Origin of the sequence: Mesorhizobium sp. RIZ17 (assembly GCF_051127865.1) — a bacterium.
GTDB lineage: Bacteria > Pseudomonadota > Alphaproteobacteria > Rhizobiales > Rhizobiaceae > Mesorhizobium > Mesorhizobium humile.
The window spans coordinates 4,546,778-4,570,207 of the sequence record NZ_CP147861.1 but is presented as its reverse complement, the minus strand read 5'-3'; the positions used below and the strand labels follow the sequence as shown (position 1 = coordinate 4,570,207).

30 protein-coding genes and 1 riboswitch are annotated in these 23,430 nt (G+C 63.5%); of the genes, 12 read left to right on the top strand and 18 right to left on the bottom strand.

From position 1 onward, the window contains the following. Positions 1-53 precede the first annotated feature (53 nt). Together WDX12_RS21855 and WDX12_RS21850 are read right to left on the bottom strand one after the other, a co-directional pair. On the bottom strand, positions 54-2,159 hold the full coding sequence (locus WDX12_RS21855) for a molybdopterin oxidoreductase family protein (protein WP_434721975.1): 2,106 nt from the start codon (positions 2,157-2,159) through the stop codon (positions 54-56). A 207-nt stretch (positions 2,160-2,366) separates the two neighbouring features. Further along, on the bottom strand, positions 2,367-4,244 hold the full coding sequence (locus WDX12_RS21850) for an ABC-F family ATP-binding cassette domain-containing protein (protein WP_434721974.1): 1,878 nt from the start codon (positions 4,242-4,244) through the stop codon (positions 2,367-2,369). A gap of 135 nt (positions 4,245-4,379) precedes the next feature. On the opposite strand from WDX12_RS21850, the gene WDX12_RS21845 reads away from it, so the two are divergent. The 3 genes from WDX12_RS21845 (at position 4,380) to WDX12_RS21835 (ending at position 6,032) form a co-directional block, all read left to right on the top strand. Beyond that, positions 4,380-4,616, top strand: coding sequence for a hypothetical protein (locus tag WDX12_RS21845; protein ID WP_434721973.1), 237 nt, complete (start codon positions 4,380-4,382; stop codon positions 4,614-4,616). Positions 4,617-4,829: 213 nt separating this feature from the next. After that, the gene (locus tag WDX12_RS21840) at positions 4,830-5,540 is read left to right on the top strand and encodes a lysozyme inhibitor LprI family protein (protein ID WP_434721972.1); all 711 of its coding nucleotides are present in this window, start codon (positions 4,830-4,832) and stop codon (positions 5,538-5,540) included. Positions 5,541-5,837: 297 nt separating this feature from the next. Continuing rightward, entirely contained in the window at positions 5,838-6,032 is a 195-nt protein-coding gene (locus WDX12_RS21835) for a hypothetical protein (RefSeq protein WP_434721971.1), read from the top strand. A gap of 97 nt (positions 6,033-6,129) precedes the next feature. On the opposite strand, the gene WDX12_RS21830 is transcribed toward WDX12_RS21835, so the two are convergent. The 5 genes from WDX12_RS21830 to WDX12_RS21810 form a co-directional block, all read right to left on the bottom strand. Beyond that, entirely contained in the window at positions 6,130-6,441 is a 312-nt protein-coding gene (locus WDX12_RS21830; protein WP_434721970.1) for a hypothetical protein, read from the bottom strand. Positions 6,442-6,447: 6 nt separating this feature from the next. Next, positions 6,448-6,888, bottom strand: coding sequence for a MucR family transcriptional regulator (locus WDX12_RS21825; RefSeq protein WP_320296276.1), 441 nt, complete (start codon positions 6,886-6,888; stop codon positions 6,448-6,450). Positions 6,889-7,244: 356 nt separating this feature from the next. Further along, complete coding sequence (locus WDX12_RS21820) at positions 7,245-7,466, bottom strand: hypothetical protein (RefSeq protein WP_434721969.1); 222 nt, start codon at positions 7,464-7,466, stop codon at positions 7,245-7,247. Continuing rightward, positions 7,447-8,589: a DMT family transporter gene (locus WDX12_RS21815; protein WP_434721968.1), complete on the bottom strand. Its 1,143-nt coding sequence runs from the start codon at positions 8,587-8,589 to the stop codon at positions 7,447-7,449. The genes WDX12_RS21820 and WDX12_RS21815 overlap by 20 nt, the downstream gene beginning before the upstream one ends. Beyond that, the gene (locus tag WDX12_RS21810; protein ID WP_434721967.1) at positions 8,589-9,422 is read right to left on the bottom strand and encodes a hypothetical protein; all 834 of its coding nucleotides are present in this window, start codon (positions 9,420-9,422) and stop codon (positions 8,589-8,591) included. Before WDX12_RS21810 ends, WDX12_RS21815 begins: the two co-directional genes overlap by 1 nt. Positions 9,423-9,534: 112 nt before the next feature. Here WDX12_RS21810 and WDX12_RS21805 point away from each other — a divergent pair, with 112 nt between their 5' ends. Continuing rightward, positions 9,535-10,503 (top strand): LysR substrate-binding domain-containing protein, encoded by a 969-nt coding sequence (locus WDX12_RS21805; protein ID WP_434721966.1) that lies wholly within the window; start codon positions 9,535-9,537, stop codon positions 10,501-10,503. A gap of 259 nt (positions 10,504-10,762) precedes the next feature. Here WDX12_RS21805 and WDX12_RS21800 read toward each other — a convergent pair whose 3' ends face one another. Beyond that, positions 10,763-10,936, bottom strand: coding sequence for a hypothetical protein (locus WDX12_RS21800; protein ID WP_434721965.1), 174 nt, complete (start codon positions 10,934-10,936; stop codon positions 10,763-10,765). Positions 10,937-11,070: 134 nt separating this feature from the next. On the opposite strand from WDX12_RS21800, the gene WDX12_RS21795 reads away from it, so the two are divergent. The 3 genes from WDX12_RS21795 to WDX12_RS21785 all read left to right on the top strand — a co-directional run bounded on the left by WDX12_RS21795 (position 11,071) and on the right by WDX12_RS21785 (position 13,870). After that, entirely contained in the window at positions 11,071-11,238 is a 168-nt protein-coding gene (locus WDX12_RS21795) for a hypothetical protein (protein ID WP_434721964.1), read from the top strand. A 106-nt stretch (positions 11,239-11,344) separates the two neighbouring features. Further along, complete coding sequence (locus WDX12_RS21790; RefSeq protein ID WP_434721963.1) at positions 11,345-13,426, top strand: ATP-dependent helicase; 2,082 nt, start codon at positions 11,345-11,347, stop codon at positions 13,424-13,426. A gap of 141 nt (positions 13,427-13,567) precedes the next feature. Continuing rightward, positions 13,568-13,870, top strand: coding sequence for a DUF982 domain-containing protein (locus WDX12_RS21785; RefSeq protein ID WP_434721962.1), 303 nt, complete (start codon positions 13,568-13,570; stop codon positions 13,868-13,870). A 60-nt stretch (positions 13,871-13,930) separates the two neighbouring features. Here the strand turns inward: WDX12_RS21785 and WDX12_RS21780 are convergent, their stop codons facing one another. Then, complete coding sequence (locus WDX12_RS21780) at positions 13,931-14,746, bottom strand: sterol desaturase family protein (protein ID WP_434721961.1); 816 nt, start codon at positions 14,744-14,746, stop codon at positions 13,931-13,933. A 181-nt stretch (positions 14,747-14,927) separates the two neighbouring features. Here WDX12_RS21780 and WDX12_RS21775 point away from each other — a divergent pair, with 181 nt between their 5' ends. Further along, positions 14,928-15,347, top strand: a complete 420-nt coding sequence (locus WDX12_RS21775) for a hypothetical protein (protein WP_434721960.1) — start codon at positions 14,928-14,930, stop codon at positions 15,345-15,347. Positions 15,348-15,527: 180 nt separating this feature from the next. Here WDX12_RS21775 and WDX12_RS21770 read toward each other — a convergent pair whose 3' ends face one another. From WDX12_RS21770 to WDX12_RS21760, 3 genes are all read right to left on the bottom strand, one after another. Continuing rightward, the gene (locus tag WDX12_RS21770; RefSeq protein ID WP_434721959.1) at positions 15,528-16,313 is read right to left on the bottom strand and encodes a GGDEF domain-containing protein; all 786 of its coding nucleotides are present in this window, start codon (positions 16,311-16,313) and stop codon (positions 15,528-15,530) included. A 500-nt stretch (positions 16,314-16,813) separates the two neighbouring features. Then, positions 16,814-17,413 carry a hypothetical protein gene (locus WDX12_RS21765; RefSeq protein WP_434721958.1) on the bottom strand — a complete coding sequence of 200 codons (600 nt, stop codon included), beginning with the start codon at positions 17,411-17,413 and terminating at the stop codon, positions 16,814-16,816. A gap of 324 nt (positions 17,414-17,737) precedes the next feature. Continuing rightward, a complete protein-coding gene (locus tag WDX12_RS21760) occupies positions 17,738-18,250 on the bottom strand; it encodes a DinB family protein (protein ID WP_320296289.1) in 513 nt (170 codons plus the stop codon). 54 nt (positions 18,251-18,304) lie between these two features. On the opposite strand from WDX12_RS21760, the gene WDX12_RS21755 reads away from it, so the two are divergent. Continuing rightward, positions 18,305-18,997 carry a glutathione S-transferase family protein gene (locus WDX12_RS21755; protein ID WP_434721957.1) on the top strand — a complete coding sequence of 231 codons (693 nt, stop codon included), beginning with the start codon at positions 18,305-18,307 and terminating at the stop codon, positions 18,995-18,997. Continuing rightward, the gene (locus WDX12_RS21750) at positions 18,994-19,311 is read left to right on the top strand and encodes a DUF1905 domain-containing protein (protein ID WP_434721956.1); all 318 of its coding nucleotides are present in this window, start codon (positions 18,994-18,996) and stop codon (positions 19,309-19,311) included. The genes WDX12_RS21755 and WDX12_RS21750 overlap by 4 nt, the downstream gene beginning before the upstream one ends. Positions 19,312-19,314: 3 nt before the next feature. On the opposite strand, the gene WDX12_RS21745 is transcribed toward WDX12_RS21750, so the two are convergent. Then, positions 19,315-19,548 (bottom strand): hypothetical protein, encoded by a 234-nt coding sequence (locus tag WDX12_RS21745; protein ID WP_434721955.1) that lies wholly within the window; start codon positions 19,546-19,548, stop codon positions 19,315-19,317. 177 nt (positions 19,549-19,725) lie between these two features. Here WDX12_RS21745 and ndk point away from each other — a divergent pair, with 177 nt between their 5' ends. Beyond that, a complete protein-coding gene (ndk, locus tag WDX12_RS21740) occupies positions 19,726-20,148 on the top strand; it encodes a nucleoside-diphosphate kinase (protein ID WP_041010781.1) in 423 nt (140 codons plus the stop codon). 294 nt (positions 20,149-20,442) lie between these two features. Here the strand turns inward: ndk and WDX12_RS21735 are convergent, their stop codons facing one another. From WDX12_RS21735 to WDX12_RS21720, 4 genes are all read right to left on the bottom strand, one after another. After that, on the bottom strand, positions 20,443-20,787 hold the full coding sequence (locus WDX12_RS21735) for a DUF190 domain-containing protein (protein ID WP_320296294.1): 345 nt from the start codon (positions 20,785-20,787) through the stop codon (positions 20,443-20,445). Positions 20,788-20,902: 115 nt separating this feature from the next. Continuing rightward, positions 20,903-21,310, bottom strand: coding sequence for a fluoride efflux transporter CrcB (gene crcB, locus WDX12_RS21730; RefSeq protein ID WP_430700519.1), 408 nt, complete (start codon positions 21,308-21,310; stop codon positions 20,903-20,905). 18 nt (positions 21,311-21,328) lie between these two features. Then, positions 21,329-21,742: a fluoride efflux transporter CrcB gene (gene crcB / locus WDX12_RS21725; RefSeq protein WP_434721954.1), complete on the bottom strand. Its 414-nt coding sequence runs from the start codon at positions 21,740-21,742 to the stop codon at positions 21,329-21,331. Positions 21,743-21,839: 97 nt separating this feature from the next. Beyond that, a riboswitch (Fluoride riboswitch) is annotated at positions 21,840-21,902 on the bottom strand. Between the two features lie 36 nt (positions 21,903-21,938). Next, complete coding sequence (locus WDX12_RS21720; protein WP_434721953.1) at positions 21,939-22,394, bottom strand: MarR family winged helix-turn-helix transcriptional regulator; 456 nt, start codon at positions 22,392-22,394, stop codon at positions 21,939-21,941. A gap of 63 nt (positions 22,395-22,457) precedes the next feature. Between WDX12_RS21720 and WDX12_RS21715 the strand changes: the two genes are divergently transcribed. Further along, the gene (locus WDX12_RS21715; protein WP_320296298.1) at positions 22,458-22,937 is read left to right on the top strand and encodes a cupin domain-containing protein; all 480 of its coding nucleotides are present in this window, start codon (positions 22,458-22,460) and stop codon (positions 22,935-22,937) included. Between the two features lie 33 nt (positions 22,938-22,970). On the opposite strand, the gene WDX12_RS21710 is transcribed toward WDX12_RS21715, so the two are convergent. Beyond that, positions 22,971-23,387, bottom strand: a complete 417-nt coding sequence (locus WDX12_RS21710; RefSeq protein WP_320296299.1) for a YbaY family lipoprotein — start codon at positions 23,385-23,387, stop codon at positions 22,971-22,973. Positions 23,388-23,430: the final 43 nt, after the last annotated feature.

Below are 23,430 nucleotides of genomic sequence, written 5' to 3'. Positions count from 1 at the left end.
GCAGGTTGCTTGAAACCTCGCCATCACCCTCCTGGAATTGCTTCAAGAACGCGTCACAGCGCCCTGAGCCACACCTTGTTGTCGTGGACGGCGGCGCCGCCATAGGGCGCCGGGGCATCGGCGCCGGTCAGCACGTTGATGCCCTCGCCGCGCTCATGCGCGCTGTTCGGCCAGATGCCTTCGGCAATCACCACCCCGCGCTTCACGCCGTCGAAGAATTTTGCGTGCAGCACCACGTCGCCGCGCCGGTTGCCGACCTCAACGCGGCCGCCATCCTCGATGCCGAGCACTGCTGCATCCTCGCGGTGGATGAGCAATTCCGGCCTGCCTTCCTTGGCCTTCGAGACCGGCGTCTCGGCAAAGCTGGAATTGAGGAAGTTGCGCGCCGGCGAGGTCGCCAGCCGGAACGGATGCTCCTCGTCCGCCACCTCGATCAGCTCGACATGGTCGGGGAATTCCGGCAGTCGCCCGACCGGGCCGAACAGGCCCATGCTTTTCGGCGGCCGGTTGGGCGCCGACTGCCCGGTCCAGTTGGGCCGGAAGTGGAATTTCCTGTCGGCATGGCCGAAGCCGTTGATGAAATGCGCATCGTCGAAATCGGGCTGCAGGTCGACCCACTTCTGTTCCTTCAGGCTGTCGAAGCTGCCGATCCCGCGCTTGCCGAGGATGATGTCGATATGCTCGCGCTCGGTCAGGCCGAAGCCCGGACGGTCGCCGACGCCCAGCCGCTTGCCCAGTTCCTCATTGACGTAGTGGTTGGTGCGCGGCCCTTCCGGCGGCTCGATCAGCTTGGGGCCGAGCGTGATGTGCTGGTTGCCGCCGCCCTTGTAGATGTCGTCATGCTCTAAAAACATCGTCGCCGGCAGCACGACATCGGCGAGCTTGGCCGTATCGGTCATGAACTGCTCGTGCACGCAAGTGAACAGGTCCTCGCGCAGAAAACCTTGTTTCACCAGCCGCTGCTCCGGGGCGACATTCGCCGGATTGGTGTTCTGGATGAGCATCGCCGTCACCGGCGGGCCGCCATAGAGCGCGTCCGCCGCACCGGTCAGCACCGGGCCGATGCGCGAATGGTCGAGATAGCGCACCTTCGGGTCGCGCATCGCGGTGCCTTCGAGCACGTCCTGGTTCAGCTTGAAGATGCCGGAATTGGAGTGGAAAGCGCCGCCGCCCTCATACAGCCAGGCGCCCGTGACGGCGGCGATGCAGGAGGCGGCGTGCATGTTGACCGAACCGTTGCGCTGGCGGGCGAAGCCGTAGCCAAGACGGAAGTAGGTTTTCTTCGTCGTGCCGACGAGCCGGGCGAATGCCTCGATCTCGGCGACGGAGAGCTCGGTGATTGCGGCCGCCCACTCGGGCGTGCGGGTGCGCAGATGCTCTTCCATCCCGCGCGGGTCGTCGGTGTATTTTTCGAGATAGGCGCGATCGGCGAGCCCATCGCGGAACAGCACATGCATGACGGCGCAGGCGAGCGCGCCGTCGGTGCCGGGCTTCAAGACCAGGCCGAGATCGGCCTGCTTCATCGTTGCATTGTCGTAGATGTCGATGACGACGATCTTGGCGCCGCGTTCCTTCCGTGCCCGGATCGCATGGGTCATGACGTTGACCTGCGTGACCACGGCATTGGTGCCCCAGATCACCACGCAGTCGGCCTTCGCCATCTCGCGCGGGTCGGGCCCGCGCAGCGCGCCCGCTCCCATCATCCAGCCGGTCCAGGCAAGGTTGGTGCAGATCGAACCGAAGAAGCCCGAGTATTTTTTCGCGTGGCGCAGCCGCTCGATGCCGTCGCGCTGCACCAGCCCCATCGTGCCGGCGTAGAAATAGGGCCAGACCGTCTCCGAGCCGTGTTTCGCTTCGGCCGCGATGAACTTTTCCGCGACGAGGTCGAGCGCGGCTTCCCAGCTCGCTTCCTTCCAGACGCACTCGCCCTTGCCGCCCGCCCGCACCAGCGGCCTCAGCAGCCGGTCGGGGTGGTGGACGCGGTCGGCATAGCGCGCGACCTTGGCGCAGACGACGCCCGACGTGTAGCTGTTCGACTTGGCGCCATGGACGCGGCCGATGCGGTTGTCATCGAGCAGCTCGACTTCGAGGGCGCAGGTGGAGGGGCAATCATGCGGACAGGCCGAATGGCCGATCCGGAGCTTGGCGTGCTGGTTCATGCGGGGTGTTTAGCGGGTTTTGGCGGAGAGGTGTAGGGCCAGAGACTCCTTCCCTTCTCCCCTTGTGGGAGAAGGTGGATCGGCGCGATCGCGCCGAGACGGATGAGGGGTGTTCCAGCGGAGTGAGACGCTGGCGTTTCCTGGATCCCCCTCATCCGGCCGCTTCGCGGCCACCTTCTCCCACAAGGGGAGAAGGGGAAGATCGCGCTACTCCGCGATCCCCTCTTCATACTCGGCCGACATGGTCAGCCACTTGTCCTCGTTTTGCGCGAGCGTCTGCGCCAGTTGCGAGCGCTCCTTGGCCAGCCGCGTCGCGGTCGACGGATCCTTCTCGTAGACGGCCGGATTGGCGAGCTCGTCCTCGATGAGGTCGATGCGCTTGCGGATGCGGTCCATCAGCGCCTCGGTGGCGCGGATTTCCTTGGCCAAAGGCTCAAGTGCTGCGCGGCGTTGGGCCGCCTCTCGGCGGCGGTCGGCCTTGGACGCCTTGTCCGCCTCCTTCTGCTCGCGGCGGTTGGAGGACACGCCGGTGACCAGCGTCTTATAGTCCTCCAGGTCGCCGTCATAAGGATTGACCGCGCCGTCCTTGACGAGCCAGAGGCGGTCAGCAGTGGCTTCGAGCAGATGCCGATCGTGCGAGATCAGGATCACCGCGCCAGGAAAATCGTTCAGCGCATGGATCAGCGATTCACGGCTGTCGATGTCGAGATGGTTGGTCGGCTCGTCGAGGATGAAAAGGTTCGGCCCCTCAAAGGCCGACAGGCCCATCAAAAGCCGCGCCTTCTCGCCGCCGGACAGATCTTTCGCCGCCGTGTTCATCTTTTCGGTCGACAGGCCGAACTGGGCGACGCGGCCGCGCACCTTGGATTCCGGCGCGTCCGGCATCAGCCGGCGCACATGCTCGTAGGCGTTTTCCTCGGGGCGCAGATCGTCGAGTTGGTGCTGGGCGAAGATCGCCACCTTCAGGCCCGGCGCGACCGTCATCGAACCGGTCTCGGCCTTGAGCCGGCCGGCGAGCAGCTTGGCGAAGGTCGACTTGCCGTTGCCATTGGCGCCGAGCAGCGCGATGCGGTCGTCTGCATCGATGCGCAACGTCATCTTCTTCAGAATAGGGCTGCCCTCGGTATAGCCGACATTGACGCCGTTCAGCGCCACGATCGGCGAGGCCACCGTCTTCACCGGTTCCGGGAAAGAGAACGGGCGCACCATGTCGTTCACGATCGCAGCGATCGGCTTCAGCTTCTCCAGCGCCTTGATGCGCGACTGCGCTTGCCTGGCCTTGGAAGCCTTGGCGCGAAAACGCTCGACGAAGGACTCCATGTGCTTGCGTGCCAATTCCTGCTTGACGCGGCTCTTTTCCTGCAGTTCCCGCTGCTCGGTCAGCTGACGCTCGAATTGGTCGTAGCCGCCGCGCCAGAAAGTCAGCTTCTTCTGGTCGAGATGGACGATCGAGTTGACGGCGCGGTTGAGCAGGTCGCGATCGTGCGAGATCAGCAACACCGTGTGCGGATACTTCGAGACATAGTTCTCCAGCCAGAGCGTGCCTTCGAGGTCGAGATAGTTGGTCGGTTCGTCGAGCAGCAGAAGATCGGGCTCGGAGAAGAGCACGGCCGCCAGCGCCACGCGCATGCGCCAGCCGCCGGAGAAGGCCGAAGCCGGACGCTTCTGCGCGGCGTCGTCGAAGCCGAGGCCGGCGAGGATGGTGGCGGCGCGGGATTCAGCCGAATGCGCGTCGATATCGGCCAGCCGCGTGTGGATCTCGGCGATGCGGTGGGGATCGGTGGCGGTCTTTTCCTCTTCGAGCAAAGCCTGGCGCTCGACATCGGCTTTCAGCACGATCTCGATCAGCGGCTCCTCGGTGCCGGGCGCTTCCTGCGCCACCTGGCCGATGCGGGTGTTCTTCGGCAGGCTGATCGAGCCGGTCTCCGACGGGAAATCGCCGGTGATCGCCTTGAACAGCGTGGTCTTGCCGGTGCCGTTGCGGCCGACGAGGCCGGCCTTGGTGCCGGCCGGCAGGGTCAATGAGGCATGATCGAGAAGCAGCCGCCCCGCCATGCGCAGCGTAAGGTCGTTGATGATAAGCATAAGCGGGCTTTTGCACGGGAGATCGGCGCTTCGCAAGAGCCAGGCCCGATGAGGCCGGCGCGCAGAACCGCGGCCATCCGTCAAAAAAAGCCTGATAGGCTGGAACCAGTTGCCGGCCGAAGCGTTTGGAGGCCCGTGATCCGCTATCTCGCCCTAGCCTTCATCTTCTTCCAGGTCGCCACCACAACCGCGCTGGCGACGCAGGTGGTTCTGTTCGAGGACGAAACCGCTCATGTTGCCCTCCCCACTGAATCCGAGAGCGTGCCGCAGGCCCAACTAACTTCCCCCCAATCGGGACAGATAGCGAGCCGGCCAGAGACGCGGGAGCCGGAACATCTGTTGATCCAAATCTATTCAGGAAAAGCATCTTAGGCTTCGCCTATGAATCACTGAGCCCCCGGGCGCGACGGCGCGTCCGCTACCCTGCCGGGCATCTCCCTCACAAAGGGGAAATTGTTCGCTCCTCGCTTCGCCGATCAAGGTCACACTTTGCTTGCCACGTCACAGGTTTGGCGTTGATCGCCGCTATTGCCTCAACCTATGCTGGCAAGCGGCAGGGCCGATTCAAAACACAGGGTAGATCGAATGTCGGGTAAGACCTCGTTCCTATCGACCTTGCTGGCGGTCGCGATTTTCGCAGTCTCCGCCGGGATAGCCATTCTTCTCACCACCCCTGCGGCCCGTGCGGCCATCGACTGCGCGGCAGCGAAGACGCAGGCCGACCTTGCTACCTGCACGGCCGGGAATGCCGCTTCGGCCGACGCTGGGCTCAACGCCGTCTACAAGGCGCTGGCAGGACGGCTCGCTCCCGCCGACCTCGAGCGCCTGCGCGACGCGCAACGCGCCTGGATCCCGTTCCGCGACAAGGAGTGCGCCTTCCGCACCCAGCCCTATGCCGACGGCTCGGTGTATTCGACCCTCGTCGCGACCTGCAAGACGGAGTTGACCAAGGCGCGGCTGGCGCAGTTGCAGCACCAGTTGCAGTGTCCGCAAGGCGACCTCTCCTGCGTGCGGCAAAGCGGCGGCAGTGCCGCGCCTGCGAAGGCCGCGCCAGCCAAGGCCGCGCCTGCGGCCCCTGTCCAGGCAAGCCAAAATGACACGCGGCCATGCGTGCAATCCGCCGGCAGGGCGAAGTCGGACCAGTATGTCTCGCAATGCGTCCAGGTGTCGCCGGCAACCAATCCGCCCTGCAACGGGCAGAATGCCTGCAGCATGATGATCGACGAGATCAAGCGCGGCTGCGCCATGATCGGCAACGACAACGCGCCGGCCTTCTGCTCCGCCTATAAAGACTGAACGGCTCTGACCGCCCGTCGCCAACCTGTTGCGATCAACATTTCCTGGCGGAAGATCAACCCGGCGCGGCAAGACAACCGCAAGTCGCGCTTTGGTGCAATATTGACGTGGCAAGTGGCGATGCCACCAAAAAAGGACGGCAAAATCTTTCGAGCCAAGCATGATGCTTATCAAAATTGATTTCAGTTTTATCGCAAACCTGCAAACCTGTAGACGCGCCGCGAGTCGCGAGTAGGCGCCAACGATAACTTGGTTCACGTAACTTGGCCCAAATAGCTGGCCTGTCAGGAGCTCACGATGGATGGAGCGCCCAGCGACTCAAGAACATTGAGATATGTCGCGGAAATCACGCGCAAGCTGGCAAAAATGCTCTCGCGCACGCGCTACCAGATGCTTGTCTATCTTCTTGAAATGACAGCTGTCGAGGCGGAGAGCCTTGCCGGCGAGCCAGATTCCAAGCGCACCCTGCCGGTCAAGCCGCCCCGCCGCTAGTGCGTTTCACCGTTTCATGGAAACGGCGAACCGCCCTATCTCCTTGTTTTGACGCAATTCCGGACGGAAAACCGCTCACACTTTTCCTGGAATTGCTCTAATCTAACAGCTCGCGCGCGACTGACCCTTTAGCTGCAAGGCGATCCAGAATGACCAGGCAGTTCAGCCTGCGCGTCTCGATGGCCGACGGATTGTCGCATTCGACGATGGTGCGCTCGAACCGGTCGAGCGCGTCGAGCGCGGCAAGTATTTCGCCGGAGGGCTCTCCCAGCGAAAACAGGATGCGCCGCGCCTTGACGCCGTCAGCCGCATCCACCGAGGACTGGACGGCTACCCCGCGGCGCAAAGCGCCGAGGGCAGCCAGATGGTCGCGCCATGGCCATGGCGCGACGTCATCCGTTGCGGGCAACACGCCTCAGGCCTTGGCCTTGCGCTTGCCCTTGCCTGCGTCGCCGGCCGGCTTGCGGCCGAGGCCGGACGATTTGGCCAACGCCGAGCGTGTCGCCGAATAGCTGGGCGCCACCATCGGATAGTCGGCGGGTAGGCCCCATTTCGCGCGGTATTCGTCCGGCGTCAGGCCGTGATCGGTTGCGAGGTGGCGCTTCAACGACTTGAACTTCTTCCCATCCTCCAGGCACACGATGTGGTCGGGGAAAACCGAGCGCTTCGGGTTGACGGCGGGCGTCAGCGCCACCGCTTCCTTGACAACGCTGCCGCCGGCGAGCTTGCGCACCGCGGCGCTGACGCTGGCGATCAGATCGGGCAGGCCGGAGGCGGGGAGCGGATTGTTGCCGACATAGGCCGAGACAATGTCGGCGGTCAGTTCGATTGCAGTCTTGTCGTCGATGTTGGACAATTTTTTCACCTTCTGCTGGCCCTCAAATCGCCAGCTCTTTTTTAAGACTTTCGTCGGTGTATCGAATTGGACAAATGTCCCCCAACGGACCGTCCAGAGTCAGTAAAGCTACGACACTCAATACCGGGTGATGTTTCTACGCGGACTGGAAACGCGCAAGTTAGGAATTCTAATAGCTATAGCCAACATTCTATAGCACCGGCGGTCCGCCTGGATGCGTAAAATGCGCTATAGCACTTCGATTTGCGATGGAAGTTGCTGAAAAATCGAAGTTCAGGCCAAGTTCCAGCACGGCAACGATAATCCGCCAGCCGGATAGTCGACCATGCGCGATTCGGAGGCCCCATGGCAAATCGCTATCTGGCGCTGACACCGCGCCTGAGCTCGACGGGCGGCTCGTCCGCGAGGATCTCCAGCACGCGCTTCCAGCGCGCGCAGCGACCGAAATCCTTCTGCTCGATGGCCTTTTCGGCCTTCATGGCCGCATAGAGCGGCGCCTCCGCGCCAAACTCCCTGACCAGCCAGTGCGCCTCCTGCCTGGCGCGGCGTTCATCCTCGTCAACGGTCATTTTGGACATCGTGCCTGGTCTCCGTACCTTCGATGCCGACCGCAAGGCAGCTGCCGATGACGAGGACGGCGCCGGCAACCGCCGTCATCGACAGGCTTTCGCCCGAGAGCGTCAGCAGAAACGTGGAAGCTATCGGCGTGAGATAAGCGACGACCGCTATCCTGCCGCCGTGGTCGAGCTTTGCCGCGCGCGACCAGAAATAGTAGCCGAGCCCCATCGGGCCGGCGCCGAGATAGAGGCCGAGCAGAAGGTGCGCGCCGCTTGGGCGTACGACGCCGTCATGCAGACACCAGGCAAAGGTGAGCGCGACGCCGATCAGCGCCGAGGGCAAAAGCAGCCGCTCGGGCGACACGGCAAGGCGGCCGACGGCGAGAGAGTAGAAGGCCATGCAGAGCGCCGAACCGAAAGCGGCGAGGTAGCCGACGAGGCTGCCTTCGAACCAGCTCTGCGCGCGGCCGCCGGAAATCACCAGCACAACGCCGACAAAGCCCAGCGCCGCCGCCAGCCCGAGCAACAGCGGACGACGCGGACGGCCAAGCACGATAACCGCCGCAGCGGTCATCAGCGGCCAAGTGTAGGCGACAAGGTTGGCCTCGATAACCGGCATCGAGGCGAAACCGATATATTGCAGGACCATCGTGCCAACCAGGCCGATGAAGCCAACGGCGTAGGCGGCAAGCGCGGATCTCCCCTTCTCGCCTTGTGGGGTCCGAAGGACGGGGCGAGCCGCGGGTCTCGCCCCCGGGCTGTGGCCTCGTGAAGCGAGGTCGGATGAAGGGTGTTCCAGGGAACGCCAACGTCTCACTTCGCTGGAGCATCCCTCATCGGTCTCGGCGCTACGCGCCGATCCACCTTCCCCCGCAAGGGGGGAAGGAGAGGCGCTCGTCAGCCGGATCAGCGCGAAGACCAGCGCCGCGCCGCAAAATTGCAGGAACTGCACTTGCGACACCGGATAGGCGGCAAGCAGTGTCTTGCCGACCAGGGCGTTGGTAGCCCACAGCGCCACGGCGCCGAGGGCGAAGGCAAGCGCCGCCCCGAGGGCGGCGCCGGAACGGCCTTGGCTTCCCGCCACGACCGGGCCGAGGCGCAGCGACACTGAAGGCGGCTGACGCTCGACCGGTTCGTGGCTCATTACCACGACTCCCTCGCCCCGCCGGTAACCGTTTCCGCCGTCGGCTGCGGCACGGGATGCTCCCCGGCATAGCGGCGGTAGGCGGGCAACTGGTTCGTCCAGACATCCTCGGCCAGCTCGTTCACCCAGGCACGGTCATGGTCGTTGTCGGCGGCAAGGTAGAACATGCGGTTGTCGTCGACATAGGGCTTGGTCGCCGAGCGCTGGTTGAGCACCAGCGTAACGCGCTCGCCGAGCTGGATCGGCGCGGTGCGATGGAGCACGCCGAGGAACTGGCCGAGCGTGGCGTAGTTCATCTTGTGGTCGATGCGCATGATCTTGTTGCGCGGCAGGTCGCGGCCGGATTCCAGGATCGAGCGGCCGGTCTCGGAATCGTCGCAATAGATTTCAAGGTGACCGCCGATGAGCGGGTCGCTGATCGACAGCGGAATGAGCTCCGTCACCGGAACGCCATCGCAATGCCATTCGACCGCGCCGTCTTTGGGATTCATGAAGGTGACGGTCGAGCCGACGATCGACAGCGGATACGGCTCGAGCTTGGTGCCCATCATGTCGGACAGCCTTTCCAGACGCAGCTTGTCATGCAAGAGCTCCTTGATCTCCGGGATATAGCGGTCGGCGCCGGTGATGAAGGTAAGGTCGAGGTGCTTGTGCACGGCATGGCTGGCCTTCAGCTTCAGGGCGGCTTCCTCGATGGCGGCAAGCAGAGCGGGGTCGTAACCGTGACGATACTGGGCGACGCCGAAACCCGACACTTTCCAGGAGGTCTCATGACCAATGATGGCCTCGCGGCTCATTGCGCAACGCAGTTCGGGAATTGTATGGGCGTTCATTCTACTTTCTCCAAGGTGGGGGCAACACTTGGTTAGCAGTCATTTAAACGCCTACCCCTGTAAATTTAGGAATGCTGATGGTAGCGTAAGCGCAGCTTAAGGTCGAAAGCCCGTGCGTCTGCTCAGTCAGGTCAACCTCAACTCGCTGAAAATCGTGGAGAGCGCCGCGAGGCACAGGAATTTCACGCGCGCCGGTGAAGAGCAATTCATCACCGCTTCCGCCGTCAGCCAGCGCGTGAAGAGCCTGGAGGATCAGTTGCGCTTCAAGATCTTCGAGCGCGGCGGCAATGCAGTGTCGCTGACGCCGGAGGGCGAGACCTATGTGGCGCGCGTGCGCGAGGCGCTGGAGCGGATCGTGGCGGCCAGCATGGAGGCCACCGGCCAGTCGCAGGCGCATGTGCTTCGGATCTGCGTGCTGCCGACCTTTGCCGCGCGCTGGCTGTTTCCGCGGATGTCTTCCTTCCAGCGCCAGTATCCGGACATCGAGATGCGAGTGTCGACTTCCTATGCCACGCATGAATTCTCGACTTCGGAATACGATCTCGAGATCCGCTATGGCGATGGCAATTTCCCCGGCCTCACCGCCGAACTCCTGTTCAGGGAGGATTTGACGCCGGTGTGCAGCCGCAAATTGTTTCACGACGTGCTGGGCGACAAACCGCTGTCGAAGGTGACGCCGGAGGATCTGCGCTATTTCACGCTGCTTCACTCCGACACGTGCACGCAGAACTGGCAGTCTTGGCTGGGCTTTGCCGGCGCGAGCTTCGTGCTCGGCGAAACCAGGAGCGTCTATTTCGATTCCTGCATGATGTCCTACGAGGCGGCCAATGCGGGCATGGGCTTTGCCGTCGCGAACCGTGCCTACATGGCAAGCGACATCCGTGCCGAACGGCTGGTGGCGCCCTTCGCCGTCCACCACCCCAACACGGCCGGCTGGTATTTCGTCAGCCCCATCAAGGCGCTCGGCGCCCGCAAGGTGGAGCTGTTCAAGCAGTGGATCATGGCCGAGGCGGCGCTGACGCAGCGCCAGTTGGACCTGGAGATCGCCAACGTCCCGGTGCGGCGCTCGGCCATGGCGTGAGGGGTTACTCCTCCATCAACGCTGAACCGACGGACACCCACCGCAGCGGGCTTTGCAGAATCTCAGGATTTTCCGGTGATTTTCCGCAGTTGCGTAGCCGGCTAGCGCGATCGCACCATGACGCAAGGGCGAGACTCAGCTATCTTCTATTGTGCGGCGGGCCTGACTTTCCCGCTTGGCCGGCGCTATCGAGCTTCCTCCCAAGCAGCGCCGGCCTTCTTCGTTCAGCCGACGACAATCCACCAGACCTGTAACGTCGCTATTGCTGTGGCGGCGTGCCCGGCTGGTCGCCGCCGGAGGTCGATTTCGGCACCGGATTCTTATCGACCTGCGGGTTCTGATCGGCGGGCGCCTTGGTGGGCGGTACGCTGTTGTCGCAGGCAGAGACCGCGAGCCCTGCCGCAAGAGTCAGCAGCGCAGGAAGTTTCATCATAACGACCTCCTCTCGTTCGCTCCTTGATCTCAAGATCTCAAAGGCAACGAAGCGGCTACAGTTTGGTTGCGTGGGGTGGGGAACCAACCGGCGTGAGTTCGGTTGAACCCACCGAACCGTACGAGGAGACGATCATGATACGCCTGCTGCTTACAGGTCTGTTCGCCTACACCGCCTATCGTGTCGCCGTGAGGATTATCGACGAGGTGCCCGGCGATGTGGCGCCGCTGGACATGCCGGGCGACGAGAGACGCAATTTGCGGCGCCAGTCGGCGGCGATGGGAGTGGAGCCGAGGCGGTAGTTTTAGCCGTGGGGAGGTCAACTATCTCGCCGGCTTTCACCGATCACGAGCACCAGGGCAAGATCAGCTGTATTGCGAACAAAGCGGAAACGATGCTTGATGGGCGATGAACATCGCCGCTCGTGATTCGTCCTTTGAAACGCCCGCCTATCTTGCCCGGCTGAACGACGAGCAGCGGCTGGCGGTGGTGCATGGCGACGGCAAGGTGACCACGCCGCTGCTGGTGATCGCCGGCGCAGGCTCCGGCAAGACCAACACGCTGGCGCATCGCGTCGCCCATCTCGTCGTCAAGGGCGCCGATCCGCGCCGCATCCTGCTGATGACCTTCTCACGCCGCGCCGCTGCCGAGATGGCCAAGCGCGTCGAGCGCATCGCCGGCGAGGTTCTGGGGCGCGACGCGGCAATCATCGCCGACGCGCTCGCCTGGGCCGGCACGTTCCACGGTATCGGCGCGCGACTCTTACGCGACTATGCAGAGCAGATCGGCCTCGATCCGGCCTTCACCATCCATGACCGCGAGGATTCCGCCGACCTGATAAACCTTGCCCGGCACGAGCTGGGCTTTTCCAAGACCGAAAGCCGCTTTCCCACGAAAGGCACATGCCTGCAGATCTATTCGCGGGCAGTGAATGCGCAGGCGCCGCTCGGCGAAGTGCTGGGCGCAGCCTTCCCATGGTGCGCGGCATGGGCGGACCAGCTGAAGGAGCTGTTCGCAGCCTATGTCGAGGCCAAGCAGGCGCAGAACGTGCTCGATTACGACGACCTCCTGCTCTACTGGGCGCAGATGGCGTCGGAACCGGAGATCGCCTCCCACCTCGGCAGCCGTTTCGACCACGTGCTGGTCGACGAATACCAGGACACCAACCGGCTGCAGGCCTCGATCCTTTTGGCGCTGAAGCCCGACGGCGTCGGCTTGACCGTCGTGGGCGACGACGCGCAGTCGATCTATTCCTTCCGCGCGGCGGAAGTGCGCAACATCCTCGATTTCCCGAAGCAGTTCGCGCAGGGCGCGGAGATCGTCATGCTGGAGCGCAATTACCGCTCGACCGAGACGATCCTGGCCGCCGCCAACAAGGTCATCGGCGAGGCCAGCGAGCGCTTCACCAAGAACCTGTGGACCGAGCGCCGGTCATCACACAAGCCGCAGCTCGTGAGTGTGCGCGACGAGGCCGAGCAGGCCAACTATGTCTGCCAGGCAATCCTGGCTGAGCGCGAGGCCGGCACGGCGCTGAAGGCGCAGGCGGTGCTGTTCCGCACCTCAAGCCACAGCGGACCGCTGGAGGTCGAGCTGACGCGCCGCAACATCCCCTTCGTCAAGTTCGGCGGCTTGAAATTCCTCGACGCCGCGCATGTGAAGGACATGCTGGCGATGCTGCGCTTCGCCGAGAACCCGCGCGACCGCGTCGCCGGTTTTCGCGTCCTGCAGCTCATGCCGGGGATCGGCCCATCCGCCGCCTCGCAGATCGTGGACGCGATGGCGACGTCGCTGGACGAGACGCTGGGCCTTGCTCGCTTCCGCCCGCCGCAACGCACCGCGGAAGCCTGGCCGGTGTTCCTCGACATCTATAGCGGGCTGCGCGCCGGCGCCAAATGGCCGGCCGACCTCGAGCGGATCAGGCTCTGGTACGAGCCGCATATGGAACGCATCCATGAGGACGCGATCACGCGCCGCGCCGACCTCATACAGCTCGAACAGATCGCGTCGACCTATCCGTCGCGCGAGCGCTTCCTGACCGAGCTGACGCTCGATCCGCCCGACGCCACCAGCGATCAGGCCGGCCCGCCGCATCGCGACGAGGATTACCTCATCCTGTCGACCATCCATTCGGCCAAGGGCCAGGAGTGGAAGAACGTCTTCGTGCTCAACACCGTCGACGGTTGCATCCCGGCCGATCTCGGCGTCGGCACCAAGGAGGATATCGAGGAGGAGCGACGCCTGCTCTACGTGGCGATGACCAGGGCCAAGGACAGCCTGCATCTCGTCGTGCCGCAGCGTTTTTATCCGCACAACCAGCCGGCGCGCGGCGACCGCCATGTCTATGCCTCGCGCACCCGCTTCATCCCGGCCTCGATGCTTTCGGCCTTCGAGCAGTCGTCCTGGGCGAGCGCCGCGCTCAAGGACGACCCGCGCCAGAAGCCGGGCGTCAAGGTCGATCTCGGCGCCCGCATGCGCGGGATGTGGAAATAGCCGCCTGCCCGGCGGATCAAGTCCAATACGGAAAAATCGGCACGCGCGGAACCTGTCGCCGCAAGCCGCGTTGTGGGGCGTCCCTCCCCTAGACCGGAGGCGGCAGCTCCGCCGCTTCCACTGCCAATAGACGAGGTCCGAATGCACGACAGGACGTTCTTCACACCGGTCGCGCTGAGCGTCGGCGCCGGCCACAAGCGCATGATCGCCTCGCTGTTCGACATGCATGACTTCCTGATCGAGTTTCCGCCGTCGCGCCGCCGCCTCAGCTACGGCGCCGCGGTGAAGGCCTGCGAGGCCGCGCGCAATGGGGAAATCTCGGCCGAGGCCGCGCGCGATGCGCTGATCACCTTCGCGGTGACGGCCGGCGTGCTTTGGCCCTCGGAGCTGCCGGTCGTCTCGGTCAAGCCGGTGGCGCGCGGATATGGCGGCTTCGCCGCCTGAATTTTACGGCAAAGGACGACCCTCCCGGAAAGGCCCGCCCTGGCGGGCTTTTCCGGGCCGTCAGTCCGGCTTGGCGGCGGCGGGCGCGGCCTCGACGATCGGCGCGGCCGGTTCGGCCGTGGCGACGAAGGGATAGACGAGCTGCTGGTGGTAGAGTTGCGGCACCGGCTCGTCGACACCGTATTTTTCCGGCATTCGTTGCGGCATGAACAAGGTGCCCCCGATCAGGTCGAGAACGGGCAACTGTCCGGCGAAATTCTTGTCATGGGCCTGGCGTTCGTTGGCATGGTGCCAGTGATGGAACTGCGGTGAGGCAATCAGCCATTTCAGCGGCCCGAACTTGATGCGTGTGTTGGAATGGATGAACACCGACTGCCAGTGATAGATCAGCACGTAGATGAGAACCGCTTCGCCGGAAAAACCCAGCGTGAACAGCGGCAGGAACGAAGCCGACTTGGTCAGTATCTGGTCCACCGGGTGCACGCGGTGCGCGGCCAGCCAGTCCATCTCCTCGATCGAGTGGTGAATGGCGTGAAAGCGCCACAGGAACGGCACCGCATGGAAAGCGCGATGGGCAAGGTAGAAGCCGATATCGGCGATGAGCAGAGCCTCGATCGCCTGCAGCCATAAAGGCTGCGACTGGATGGCGGCGGTGAGCGCTTCGGGAACGAAACGCTCCGCCAGGAGCATCTCCGCGCCGACCACCAGCAACATGCCGAGCTTGATGACGATGCCGTTGAAGAGCAGGTAGAAAACGTCGTTCAGCCAATGCCGGCGCGTCGCCGATTGCTCGGCATGCAGCGGCAGGAGCTGCTCGAGCGGGATGAAGATGAGGGCGATGACCAGCACCGCCTTGAAGTCGATAAGATTGAACACGGTCGCTCGCGGATCGGCTGAGGTCAGCCGCCGACACTAGCCGTCAAAGGATGAACGGACCGTTGACGGCAGGCATGCGCGGCGCCGCGACATCCTGTGAAACTTTTCGACCGCTGCGTGAAACACCGCACGGACCGTTCGCGTTCCCCATGTCAGTGCGGACGCGCGGCAAGGAGGCTGGATGTTTCTCGATCGCGAGCGTTTCAAGCCGGCAGCCGAAATGCGGCTCAGCCGGGACAGATCGTCGATCCGCGTGACGATAACCGACCCCAAGGTGTGCGAACTCGGCGAGGCCGTCTATGCCTGGATCACCACAGGGGGCAAGCCGGTCAGGATCGGCACCTGCGGTGCCTCGGCGGGCAAGCGCCTGCTTTCCTATCCCGGCTATATCAACCGTAGCCTGGCCGGTCGTGGTGGCGCGACGCCCAAATGGGAAGCGCTGAAGTGGCTGAACGTGCTCACCGAACACGGCATGCTGACCGCGGTGGTGCATCGGCCGGAACCGACCCCGACCGCGGCGGGCCTGATCAGGCCCTATCTCGATGTCGAGCGCCAGTTGATCCGCCAGCACAGGCCGCTGCTCAACCGCAGCCACCGTTGACCCTGGCTTCCAAGGCCGCGAGGACGGCTACGGCGAAGTCGCCGAGCCTAAGCGGATCACACCTTTCCTGGAATTGATTAATGCATGTCGCGCAAAAGTGACCTCGGTTTTGCGGCAACGACATGCATCAAAAAAATGACCTAAAGCGCGTCGCCTGAATCCGTTTCAGGGCGACGCGCTTTAGTGGACCGTGCCAGCGGCGTCGCCCGCCGGTCCGCCGCGCGGGCTCTCGAAGCTCACCTGGTCGCGGCCATTCGACTTGGCCCTGTAGAGATGGCGGTCGGCGACCTGGAACATGTCATGGTAGGTGGTCGGGCCGCTGAAGGCGGTGCCGCCGATGCTCACGGAAAGCGGCCAGGGCCGCCCGCCGGGTGCAAACTCGGCCTCGCGGATGCGGCGCCTGATGGATTCGGCGACCAGAAAGGAGCGCGCGGCGTCGGCGCCGGGCAGGAAGACCGCGAATTCCTCGCCGCCGATGCGTCCGACAATGTCGGCGCCGTGCAGTTGCCCCTTGATCGTCGCGGCGATCAACCTGAGCGCCTGGTCGCCGCAATCGTGACCGAGGCGGTCATTGATCGACTTGAAGTGATCGGCATCGACGATCAGCAGCGCGCCGGCATCGGCGACCGTCTGGCCGCGCGCCCGATCGAGATAGGCCTCGACCAGCATCGAGAAGGCGCCGCGGTTGAAGACCGCCGTCAGGCTGTCGGTCGCGGCAATGACGCTGAGTTCCTTCTGCGTGATGGCAAGCTGGCGCATCTTCCACATCAGGAAGAACAGGAAGGAGCCGCCAAGGATGAGCGGCAGGAACAGGTCCGTGAGTTGCGCCCACAGCAGCGCCTGCGGCGACAGCGAGGGGAAATTGAAGGAATCGACGAAGAAGGCGGCGGCGATGAAAAAGGCGGTGCCGGCGGCGGTGACCACCACGACCCTGCCCCAACTTGTCGGGGACAAATCGATGCGCATGCCGTTGCTCCCGTTACGTCGGGCCATCATGCCGCGAGGAAGGCAAACGAACTGCTAATACACGCGCCGCCCTGCGAACTTGGTTAATTCTCAGCCAGCGGCGCTAGAGCACTTCACCGTTTCACGGAAACGGCGAACCGCTCTATCTCCTTGTTTTAACGCAATTCCGGACGGAAGCGACGGCGAAGTCGCCGAGCCTAGCCGCTCACACTTTTCCTGGAATTGCTCTAGGCCGGGCGGCCACGCCGATCGGGCAACGCCGCCAACGCAAAACCAGAAAGCCCACCACGGATGTGGCGGGCTTTCCGACTGGCCGGAGGTTCTCGTCAGCGTGTCGTCAGCCGCGACCGGCGACACGGTAGGAGAGTGCCGTAGAGCCTCACGGCCTTGTTGGACACTCCCGGCTGAGCCGTTACCTGCGCTGCCTCGCGGCGTCAGGAACGGCATGGCACTCTGACCTGGCGCATGATCCTGCCGAAACCTCGGCTGGGATCATGCATTCAGCGACGCGCGATCATCAGGCAAAGCGCCCTCAGATCGGAGTCGTAAGTCCCTTCGCTGGACAGCACATCGGCACAGCGCTTCTTCATGCGCGTAAGCTGAGCGCTCGACATCTGTGCGATGGCACGTTGTTGACCAATAGTGGCTGGTGTGCCGGAGGTACCCGGAACTCCCGCTATGCCTGGCGTGCCGATACCGACCCCCACACCGGCAGAAGCTCCAAGCGTGCCGATGCCGACATTGGCGCCGTTAGTGCCGATCGACGCGGTGGCTCCGGTGCCACTGGCGCCGCCGAGGGACACGGCCGCGTCCGCTGACTGGCCACTGCCAAGCGAAACGGCGGCGTTGGCGCCGCCGGTGCCGCCGGTGCCGCCGGTGCCGCCGACGGAAGCCGTTGCACTGGTGCTGCTTCCACCAAACGAAGCGTCCGCATTGGCACCGCTTGCGCCGCCCACATTGGCGCTGGCGCCGTTACCTCCGACGGACGCGCCGCCGAGGCCGCCGAGCCCGAGACTTGCAGCATTCGCCGGAACTGCCAAAATAACGATAATCGAGCCATAAGACAGAGCCCTAGCGATATTTCTGGCAATACTAGACATGACACTCTCCTCTTTGACTTCATTATTTGCTGCGCTGCATCGTGCCAAAACTAATGTTTCGCATGTGCTTGGCGCATAAATACCTACGCGCAAGATGGCACTCCGGTTTCGCGCCCGAATTTGCAAGAACAAGTTGTAGTTTTTGAAATATATATCGGAGATTTAAAAATATATGCTACTTTATTTAAATATTTAAAATTTGAGAGGAATGCTAAACCAGTGCAAAACCTCAATTGAAACTACAGCCGAACAGAGGGGCGATCGCGGGACTGTTCGACTTTCGCTAGGCACCCGGTTGAAGACACCCCTTCTGCCTGGGTACCTTCACGCGTAGGCGCGACCTTCCTCGGAGCGCTGGAACAGCGCCAGGTCAAGCGACACCGAGGGCCGGCCAAGCACTGTGAGCACCATGTGCGCCTGGCCGCGATGGTGGGTCTGGTGGTTGAAGAAATGGCTGAGCGCCGGGGAAAGGCGCTGCGAGACGGTGCGCATGTCGGAGAGCGTCATGTAGGAGAAGCGGCCGGCGAGCGCCTTCTCACTCATGCCACCGACCCAGTCGATGATCCGCTTGTCCTCGGCCTCGCGCGCGCTGTGCAAAGGTGGCAACGCCTTGTAGAGAATGGCGTCAAGGGACGATGGTGCGTGCCCCTCACCAGTGAAACGCTTCATCCAGATGCGATCGGCGGTCAGGATATGGTTGAGCGTTCCCATCATCGAGCCGAAGAAGGCGCCGGTGTCGCGGTTGAATTCCTCGTCGCCGAGGTCGGCAGCGGCATCGTAGATGCGACCGTTGGCCCATTGATTGTAGGCCGCAAACATCATGAAATGCTGTTTCATTCTTACATCCGGCTCGCAACGAATCCCCGCTCTTCGTAACCCGCAGGAACCGCAATGACCATTCTGTTCTATGATCTCGTCGGCCATGACAGCCAACGCCCGTTCAGTCCGCATTGCTGGAAGACGAAGATGGCGCTGGCGCATAAGGGGCTCGCCGCCACCAAGGTGCCGACGCGCTTCCTCGAGGTGCCGAAAGTCGAGGGTGGCGCGTCCAAGACGGTGCCGGTGATCCGCGACGACGAGCGTGTGGTGGCCGATTCCTTCGCCATCGCGCTTTACCTCGACGAGGCCTATCCGGATCGGCCGACGCTGTTTTCCGGCGAGGGCGGCAAGGCGATGGCGCGCTTCATCGAGCGATGGTCGCAGCTCACCATCCATCCTTACGTCGCGACGGTGGCGCTGACCGACCTGCATGACATGCAAGACGAGCCCAACGCCGCCTATTTCCGCGAAAGCCGCGAGCAGCGTTACGGCAAGCGGCTGGAAGACGTCGTGGCCAACCGGGATGCCGGGCTCTCGGGCTTCCGCGCCGCGCTGGAGCCGCTGCGCTCCACGCTCACCTATCAACCCTTCCTCGGCGGCGAGACGCCGCTCTTTGCCGACTACATCGTGTTCGGGGCGCTGCAATGGGGGCGCATCGCCTCGCCTTTCCAGTTGCTCGACGACGACGACGGCATCGCCCGCTGGTTCGAGCGCTGCCTCGACCTGCATGGCGGGATCGGCCGGCAGGTCGCGGCGGCGGCGTGAACGCCACGGGCGTCGGGATGTTGCGTTATGAAATGCAGGCCGGGATCTGGGTCTATCCCGGCAAGGGCGGCTGGCATTTCATGACGGTGCCGACGGACGTCGCGACGCGGATCAAGGCGGCGATGGTGGGATTGGCGCGCCCTTGGGGCTCGCTCGGTGTCACGGCGAGCATTGGCAAAACCAGGTGGCAAACATCGCTCTTCCCTGACAAGTCGTCCGGCAGCCTGCTGTTGCCGGTCAAGACCTCGGTGCGCCAGCGCGAAGGCCTCGGGGCCGGCGACGCGCCGACAGTGACCATCGAGATCGAGCTTTAGAGTCTACTTTGACGCGCCCTTATCACGCGCGTCGCCGTCCGGCGCATTGCTGACGGACAGTCTCACGCAGATCGGATCGCCCTGCTCCATGCGCACGCATTGCCATTCCGGGCCGAAGCCGAAATTCTGCTCTGCGCGGTGTGGGAAGAAAAGCAGGGCAAGGACGACAGCGGCTAAAAATACGGCCACGAAAAGAAGGCCAGCCATATCGCCGCGTGTGAGATAGGGCCAGTTCATCGCCTTAGGCTCCGCTGCCACAACGCCCCGGACTTCCATGCGACGAGCGTTGGCAGCCGCCTAATTATCCCGCAAAGCGCTCGCCTTGACCAGAAGCCGCCTCCCCTTGGCAAGCCGCCGGGCGACTTGTATAGAGCCCGCCACTCCAATTTCCATTCCCAGAACAAGGACGACCCTATGGCGATCGAACGCACCTTCTCCATGATCAAGCCGGACGCGACCAGGCGCAACCTCACCGGCGCCATCACCAAGATGCTGGAAGACGCCGGCCTGCGCGTCGTCGCATCGCGCCGCGTGTGGATGAGCCGCCGCGAGGCCGAAGGTTTCTACGCCGTCCACAAGGATCGCCCGTTCTTCGGCGAGCTGGTGGAATTCATGTCGTCAGCCCCCACAATCGTGCAGGTGCTGGAAGGCGAGAACGCCATCGCCAAGAACCGCGAAGTGATGGGCGCAACCAACCCGGCCAATGCCGCCGAGGGCACCATCCGCAAGGTGCATGCGCTGTCGATCGGCGAGAACTCCGTGCACGGCTCGGACGCGCCGGAGACCGCCGCGCAGGAGATCAAGTACTGGTTCTCGGACACCGAGATCGTCGGCTGAGCGGAAGATAATTCCGGTTTCAAGATGAGAGGCGACCGGCCCGGCCGGGTCGCCTCTTTGCTTTCGGGTGGACGACCAAACCTCATGTATCTGAAAGCGGCGTTGCCTATCCGGACGATCTCGTCCTGTTGAAGCGTGTCTATGACCAGGTCTGCAAGGAGCGCGGCATCACCGTGGGAAGCCCCGCGGGCATCGGACCTGGCGGTAGAGGCCATGAGACTGTTTTCCGCGGGTATCTTCGACGAAGCGACGCTCGGCCGCCGTCTTCGCGCCGGCTGACCAGCACCGGCAGGGTCAGTCTCCGTCGCCGTAGCGGATGATCTCGACCTTCTCCCTGGTGATCAGGCAGCTCTTTGCCTTCGTCAGCGCCTTGATCTCGGGGATCAGCGCGTCGATCTTCTCGGGCGCGTCGACGATCTCGACGACGATCGGCAGATCCTGCGACAGGCGCAGGATCTTGGCGGTGTGGAGCACGCTGGAGCGGCCGAAGCCGAGCGGGCCTCTCAGCACGGTGGCGCCAGCCATGCCGGTCTCACGCGCCTTGATGACGATCGCCTCATGCAGCGGCTTGCCGTCGGCCGACCTGTCGTCCTCGCCGAAAAAGATCCTGAGCAGCGCGCATTGCGCGGGAAGTTCCATGTTTTCCTCCTAGATCAGGATGACGTTTCGTTGAATCGCCATCCTGATCCTAACTCTCTGTTGGAGCATGATCTTCTCCGAAAACCGGTTCCCAGTTTTCGGGATCATGCTCTGATCACTTGGCGACCGGCAAGCGGTTGAGCCTGGACGCCATGAGATAGCCCAGCCACGCGGCGGCGAGCGAAAGCCCGACCACACTGATGAGATAGGTCGCGGCCAGCGGCCAGTCGCCCTCGAACAGCAGGATGAAGGTATCGAGACTCATCGCCGAAAACGTGGTGAGGCCGCCGCAGAAGCCGGCCATGACGAAGATGCGCGCGGCCGGGCCGACCATCATGCGCCCGTCCGGCCCGGTCAACGTGGCGAAGGCCATGATGATCCACGAGCCGACGACATTGACGAAAGCGGTCGACCAAAGCGCGTTCAGGCCGAGCAGCGAGACGATGACATAGCCCGACAGGAAGCGGGACAGCGAGCCGATCGCCGCGCCGCAGCCGACCGCCAGATAAAGCCGCATCGCCATTCGCCTGTCCGTCATCGTTCAGCCCGCCATGCCGGTGGCCAGCCCAGAAACCCAGACGATCGCCCAGAAGCCGAGGGCGACGAACAGCACGCAAAGCACCGACGAAGCGACGACGTTGAAGGCGGCGAGCGGGCCCTCGCCGTCAAGCGCGAGGTTGAGCGTCTGCAGGCAGAAGGACGACACGGTGGTGTAGCCGCCGAACAGGCCGACGACGATCAGGTCGCGCACAAGATCGCTGGCGAAGACGCCGCCCACCGCACGCGCCGCGCCGGCGAAGGCGCCGATGGCAAGGGCACCGGAAACATTGACCGCCAGCGTGCCCCAGGGAAAGGTCTCGCCGATACCGCGGCCGACCACGCCCGAGAGGAAGAAGCGGGAAATGCCGCCGAGGAACCCGCCGATCAGGACCAGGGCGCAAGCCGCAAGGGTCATCGCTTCAATGCCTTTCCAAACGCGATTCCAGACGGAATCACTTCACGAAATCAGGCATGATACGGGCGGGAAAAACAAATCCTGCCGCGCAAGGGCACGCCTGGCAGGAGTCATCAGCCCATAAGGGCGGTTTCGGGGGAACCCCATCCCCATTTTTACGGCAACCTAAGGGCTCGCTTCTGCAGGGTCAATCAGGTCAGCGAACCAGCGGCGTGTCCCAGAGGTCGCCGAGCAGCGCCTTCAGTTCACGGAAGCGCTTCGGTCCAAGCACCTCGGCCCATTCGCGTTCGATGTCGAGCAGGATGTCGGCCATCTTCTGGTAGGCGGCCCTGCCCCGGTCCGTGAAGCTGACGACGGTTCCGCCGGCGTCTCCAGGTGCCGCTCCGCGGGTGATGTAGCCCATTCCTTCCAGCGTCTTCAGCAACTGGTTCATGGCTTGTTTGCTCATTGCCGCACGCTCGGCAAGCGCGCTCGGCCGCATACCATCCGGTCCGGGATACTGGATCACCGCCATATGCGGCGGAGTCAGATCATCGAACCCGGACGCCCTAAGCTCGCGGATCAGCCTGCGGTGAATGGCCATCGCCGGCACGCGTAGCAACGCGCCGATCAAGGGAGGCTTCTTCAGCGGACTTTCATCAAGCGGCGGCATTGACACTCTAGTAAATTGAGTTTACTCATTTGGTAAATTACGTTTACCACATGGGAGGATGCAATGCTAGACGAAGCCAGCCAGGTCCACATCAATCCAGCGGACGAGACGTTCAGCCATGACGGAGTGATCGTGCGCTTCCTGCTCACGGGCCAGCAGTCCAATGGAAGCATAGCGGCATTCGAGGTGACGGTGCCGGGCTCGAAGCGCCTGCTCGCCCCGGCTCACAGTCACGACCGCTACGAGGAAACCATCTACGGTGTAGAGGGAACCCTTACCTGGACAGTCGACGGCCACCGGCACGATGTCGGCCCAGGACAAGCGCTGTGCATCCCGCGCGGAGCGGTCCATCGTTTCGACAACAACGGCGAAAAGGCCGCCAAGGTGCTCTGTGTGGTGACGCCGGCGGCGATCGGACCGGAGTATTTCCGCGAAACCTTCGCGCTGTTGAACGCTGCCATGGCCGGCCCGCCTGACCGCGCGAAGATGATGGAGATCATGCTTCGCCACGGCCTGACGCCGGCACCGCCGCCGCAGGCTTGATCTTCGCAGATGCCCGAGTTCGCTTGGTGAAGCTCAGCTCGCCGCCATCTTCAGCACGACGGTCTGCGACTTGCCGTTCAAGGGATCGACATGGTGGCGGACATCGTTGGCGAAAAGCAACCGATCATCAACCGTGATGCGCGCCTGCAGCGCGTAGGTCCGGCCCTTTTGGATCGCCTTGGGGTCGAAGCCGATCTCGAATTTGATCGGCACCTGGCCGGCGGGCGCTATCCTACGCTTGGCGATCACGGTTGCCGGCGCATCCGCCAGCGAAACATCGGCGAGTTCGACCATCAGCACGGCGTTGGGCGGCAGGGCGATGCGCTCGCGATAGGTGACCTCGCCCGCGATCGTCTTTTCGCCGGCCTTGGTCACTTCGGGCACGGCAAGCACGCCGACGACCAATGGCGCCAGCCCGAAGATGAAGAACTCCGCGATCCTGTCCAGCATGAGATTGCTCCGCCAAAGCAAATCAAACCGAGTGGCAAGCTTG

Coding starts and splice junctions, on each gene's coding strand:
- WDX12_RS21815 (WP_434721968.1), bottom strand. CDS start 8,589: ATGAGCCACGAACCGGTCGAGCGTCAGCCGCCTTCAGTGTCGCTGCGC.
- WDX12_RS21770 (WP_434721959.1), bottom strand. CDS start 16,313: ATGCGCATCGATTTGTCCCCGACAAGTTGGGGCAGGGTCGTGGTGGTC.
- WDX12_RS21835 (WP_434721971.1), top strand. CDS start 5,838: ATGGATGGAGCGCCCAGCGACTCAAGAACATTGAGATATGTCGCGGAA.
- WDX12_RS21785 (WP_434721962.1), top strand. CDS start 13,568: ATGCACGACAGGACGTTCTTCACACCGGTCGCGCTGAGCGTCGGCGCC.
- ndk (WP_041010781.1), top strand. CDS start 19,726: ATGGCGATCGAACGCACCTTCTCCATGATCAAGCCGGACGCGACCAGG.
- WDX12_RS21745 (WP_434721955.1), bottom strand. CDS start 19,548: ATGAACTGGCCCTATCTCACACGCGGCGATATGGCTGGCCTTCTTTTC.
- WDX12_RS21795 (WP_434721964.1), top strand. CDS start 11,071: ATGATACGCCTGCTGCTTACAGGTCTGTTCGCCTACACCGCCTATCGT.
- WDX12_RS21850 (WP_434721974.1), bottom strand. CDS start 4,244: ATGCTTATCATCAACGACCTTACGCTGCGCATGGCGGGGCGGCTGCTT.
- WDX12_RS21715 (WP_320296298.1), top strand. CDS start 22,458: ATGCTAGACGAAGCCAGCCAGGTCCACATCAATCCAGCGGACGAGACG.
- WDX12_RS21755 (WP_434721957.1), top strand. CDS start 18,305: ATGACCATTCTGTTCTATGATCTCGTCGGCCATGACAGCCAACGCCCG.
- WDX12_RS21790 (WP_434721963.1), top strand. CDS start 11,345: ATGAACATCGCCGCTCGTGATTCGTCCTTTGAAACGCCCGCCTATCTT.
- WDX12_RS21760 (WP_320296289.1), bottom strand. CDS start 18,250: ATGAAACAGCATTTCATGATGTTTGCGGCCTACAATCAATGGGCCAAC.
- WDX12_RS21840 (WP_434721972.1), top strand. CDS start 4,830: ATGTCGGGTAAGACCTCGTTCCTATCGACCTTGCTGGCGGTCGCGATT.
- WDX12_RS21810 (WP_434721967.1), bottom strand. CDS start 9,422: ATGAACGCCCATACAATTCCCGAACTGCGTTGCGCAATGAGCCGCGAG.
- WDX12_RS21800 (WP_434721965.1), bottom strand. CDS start 10,936: ATGATGAAACTTCCTGCGCTGCTGACTCTTGCGGCAGGGCTCGCGGTC.
- WDX12_RS21775 (WP_434721960.1), top strand. CDS start 14,928: ATGTTTCTCGATCGCGAGCGTTTCAAGCCGGCAGCCGAAATGCGGCTC.
- WDX12_RS21735 (WP_320296294.1), bottom strand. CDS start 20,787: ATGGAACTTCCCGCGCAATGCGCGCTGCTCAGGATCTTTTTCGGCGAG.
- WDX12_RS21765 (WP_434721958.1), bottom strand. CDS start 17,413: ATGTCTAGTATTGCCAGAAATATCGCTAGGGCTCTGTCTTATGGCTCG.
- crcB (WP_434721954.1), bottom strand. CDS start 21,742: ATGACCCTTGCGGCTTGCGCCCTGGTCCTGATCGGCGGGTTCCTCGGC.
- WDX12_RS21710 (WP_320296299.1), bottom strand. CDS start 23,387: ATGCTGGACAGGATCGCGGAGTTCTTCATCTTCGGGCTGGCGCCATTG.
- WDX12_RS21855 (WP_434721975.1), bottom strand. CDS start 2,159: ATGAACCAGCACGCCAAGCTCCGGATCGGCCATTCGGCCTGTCCGCAT.
- WDX12_RS21720 (WP_434721953.1), bottom strand. CDS start 22,394: ATGCCGCCGCTTGATGAAAGTCCGCTGAAGAAGCCTCCCTTGATCGGC.
- WDX12_RS21820 (WP_434721969.1), bottom strand. CDS start 7,466: ATGTCCAAAATGACCGTTGACGAGGATGAACGCCGCGCCAGGCAGGAG.
- crcB (WP_430700519.1), bottom strand. CDS start 21,310: ATGGCGATGCGGCTTTATCTGGCGGTCGGCTGCGGCGCGGCGATCGGC.